Origin of the sequence: Photorhabdus viridis, from assembly GCF_040256935.1 — a bacterium.
GTDB lineage: Bacteria > Pseudomonadota > Gammaproteobacteria > Enterobacterales > Enterobacteriaceae > Photorhabdus > Photorhabdus viridis.
In genome coordinates this window covers 1-2,978 of sequence record NZ_JBEJZY010000115.1, presented here as the reverse complement: position 1 = coordinate 2,978, position 2,978 = coordinate 1, and the positions used below count along the sequence as shown (strand labels likewise).

The window sequence follows — 2,978 nt, the reverse complement described above, 5'->3', positions numbered from 1 at the left end:
CACCCAGTCCAGTACTGAGCCGCCGGCATCACAGCCAAAACAGTGATAGAGATTTTTTGCCGGTGAGATAACCATTGACGGGGTTTTCTCCTGATGGAACGGGCACAGCAGTACGTAATCTTTGCCGCGTTTAAAGAGCTGTCGCCCCTGTTGCTCCACCACGGCGACTAAGGAGACGGCGGCTTTCAGGTGCTGTAATTCGGCTTCGGGAATGCGGGCCATAAGTTTGTTCCTTTAAAACCTTGTCAAGACCATATATGTGTTTTATTATGGCACATATATATGTACCATCGTCAAGTGGATATTAATCAAGGGGGTAAAATCATGAGTCACTCGGTTTACTGGTGCTTATCTATGCCCTTATCTGAACGACTCATTGCTTTACGTAAGCAACGTAGCCTATCTCAGCAGGCGATAGCTGATGCTATTGGGATTCATGCTAATAGCTGGAAGAAGTACGAGACAGGGCAGGCTCAGCCTTCCCTTGATGTATTGAAGAAGATCGCGACTTCGCTGAATGTCAGTACGGATTTTTTGTTATTTGATGAACATGAACGTGTACCAGTTGATGAACTTTCCTTGCAGTTTGAAGCCATCAGCCAGCTTCCTGATGATGAACAGAGTATTGTTCGTGAAGTGCTGGAGAGTTTAATTATCAAGTATCAGTCCCGACGTTGGGATTCAGCCAGACAGGCAGCGAAGAAGAAAGAAGAGTAACGAATAAAGCTAACGCGGATTGCCAGTGCGCCAACACTGACAACCCGCTCACCACAGCAACTAATAGGAGTAGTCACTATGGCTAAGGCGCATTCTAAAGCAGAAGCGGCAGTAAATAAAGCTGTGAAAACAGAACGTTATTACACGGTGGGCTATGTACCGAACGGGAACAGGGTCAACAACGCCACACCGGCAATACACCTTAAGGGGCAGTGGCTGAGACAGGCGGGGTTTAATACCGGCGGCCAGATTACGGTGAAGGTGATGGACGGTTGTCTGGTGCTGATTCCAGAGAGTGAAGCCACGCAACAACAGCATCAGCAGTACCAGCGGCAACAGGCCCAACTGCAAGAGATCAAGCAGCAGATGCAGGCGCTGATAACTGGTTTTGTGGGTTAAGAGGAGAGCATGAGATGACGATAGCGATTGAACATTTACAGGATATTCAGTTAACTCACCTTGAAGCACTGGCCTTGGCCCAACTGGTTAAGCGGCTGAACTGGGCGGAGATACGCGCCTGTGCCGTGAATGACGAGGAAGCGTATCAGATCAAAGATGCGATATCTAAACTTCAATCTGCTCTAGCGTACAGTGGGTATTCGCCAAGATAGATCATAAATAAGGCCGGAAGATCACTTAGGATCTTCCGGCCTTATTAATATGTTTTAGGATAAATTAGAGAACCCAAAATCTATATATCCCTCAGAGCTAATAACAAAGCACCATTTTTTATTTTCATCAAAAAAATAATGATGTTGTGGCACATTATTAATAACAAGCAAAGAAATAGCATGGAATTGCTCTGGATTCATAGCGATTGCAAAGTCTAAAGATGAATCATTTATATAATAAATTGTTTTACTGCTAGATATGACCTTGTTAAGAGAATGATCTGCAACAAATTTATTCATTAATAATTCCAAATCATCATCTTTCGTATATAAACAACTTTGATGATTATTGGTTTTTGACCAATCTATTTTAGAGCCTTTCCATTCAAAAGAATCTGATAAAGAATCGGCTATTTCTTCCCAATCATCTATTATTACTGGAGGATTAGGTTGTTGATTGATTTCATTTCTAATTTCTTCATCAAGAGTCATGAGCCTCTCCACGGTTTTGATGGAAGATCAAATAGCTTTTGCAGTTTAGTGACTGTTTTCTCAGTAGCATCAAAAAGGAAATGTTCACCTTTTTCTTTTCCACTAAAGACATTAATATGGGCACCGCTTCTTTCATCATATTCAATTCTAAAACCTGTTTTTCCATCAGCGGTAGTCATTCCGACAGGCTGGTTCTTTGTAGAACCAAACTTACCAGTGTTCACTTTTTCTGCTTTAAATTTTCTATCTGTAAGCCAATTTAATGCTTTATTTCTAGCTTGTTCAAACGAGTCTTTAACTGCTGGACAGCCAGCAAGACCCAGCGGATCAATCCACGACACCGGATTCGGCACGTACGCATACAGGTTCAGACCCCCTGCTAATCCAATGGGGTCAGGCGTTATGAACCGGCCTATCTCCGGCGCATAATACCGATACGTATTAAAATGCAGCCCGGTCTCTTTGTCAAAATATTGCCCTGCATAACGCAGGTTTTGCCGGAAGTCAAAGCTCTTTGATGACAGGGCCGGATCGGTGAAGTAAGCCAGCGGGGCGCCATCCAGTTCACCGAAAGTACTGTATTTCTCCGCCCACGCAATTTTGCCGTCCTCGTCCGTCACTTCCAGCGGCGCACCATTAATATCCGTGTGGTACCAGTAGTAATCGTGCCGGGTTCCCTTCGTGATGATGCTGGCCAGCGGGGTGTAGCTGTCATGGGATTCGTAGCAGTAGGTTTGCGTTTCACCCCTTTTTGCCTCGCGCTCCTGCAACAGTCGCAGGCCATGCCAGACAAAATCGGTTTGTTCATAACGCGCCAGTCCATCAATCCCGATCTTCACCACCTTGCGGATACGCCGACCAAGGGCATCATAATGATAACGCGCCGTGGTGTTGCCGATTACCGCCACGGTCAGGCGGTTGTCGCCATCATAGCGGTAATCCTGGGTTTCGCGCATGCTGCCCGCCCGGCGGGTTATGTTGCCGTGCGGGTCATGCTCATAGCGCCATTCTCGCCAGCGGTTCAGGCGATCGCCCTGCGGCTCCATGGTCTTAGACAGCCCCCGCTCTTCCGCTTCACGCCCCAGTATCGCCTGCGGTGGCTCCAGCAGGTTATCCGCCCGGTCATACCACAACATATCCTCATAAGCGTTACCCCAA

The 2,978-nt window shown here is 46.5% G+C and carries 6 protein-coding genes; 3 read left to right on the top strand and 3 right to left on the bottom strand.

From position 1 onward, the window contains the following. Positions 1–222: CHC2 zinc finger domain-containing protein (locus ABR397_RS22210; protein WP_350307610.1), on the bottom strand; the 222-nt coding region annotated here is incomplete at its 3' end. A gap of 132 nt (positions 223–354) precedes the next feature. Between ABR397_RS22210 and ABR397_RS22205 the strand changes: the two genes are divergently transcribed. The 3 genes from ABR397_RS22205 (at position 355) to ABR397_RS22195 (ending at position 1,328) form a co-directional block, all read left to right on the top strand. Next, positions 355–717, top strand: coding sequence for a helix-turn-helix domain-containing protein (locus tag ABR397_RS22205; RefSeq protein WP_350307611.1), 363 nt, complete (start codon positions 355–357; stop codon positions 715–717). A gap of 78 nt (positions 718–795) precedes the next feature. Next, positions 796–1,116: a SymE family type I addiction module toxin gene (locus ABR397_RS22200; protein WP_350307609.1), complete on the top strand. Its 321-nt coding sequence runs from the start codon at positions 796–798 to the stop codon at positions 1,114–1,116. Positions 1,117–1,130: 14 nt separating this feature from the next. Then, the gene (locus ABR397_RS22195; protein WP_350307608.1) at positions 1,131–1,328 is read left to right on the top strand and encodes a DUF7706 family protein; all 198 of its coding nucleotides are present in this window, start codon (positions 1,131–1,133) and stop codon (positions 1,326–1,328) included. A 54-nt stretch (positions 1,329–1,382) separates the two neighbouring features. On the opposite strand, the gene ABR397_RS22190 is transcribed toward ABR397_RS22195, so the two are convergent. After that, complete coding sequence (locus ABR397_RS22190) at positions 1,383–1,820, bottom strand: hypothetical protein (protein ID WP_036775861.1); 438 nt, start codon at positions 1,818–1,820, stop codon at positions 1,383–1,385. Further along, on the bottom strand, positions 1,817–2,978 hold a 1,162-nt coding region (locus tag ABR397_RS22185; protein ID WP_350307607.1), incomplete at its 5' end, for an RHS repeat domain-containing protein. The genes ABR397_RS22190 and ABR397_RS22185, both read right to left, overlap by 4 nt.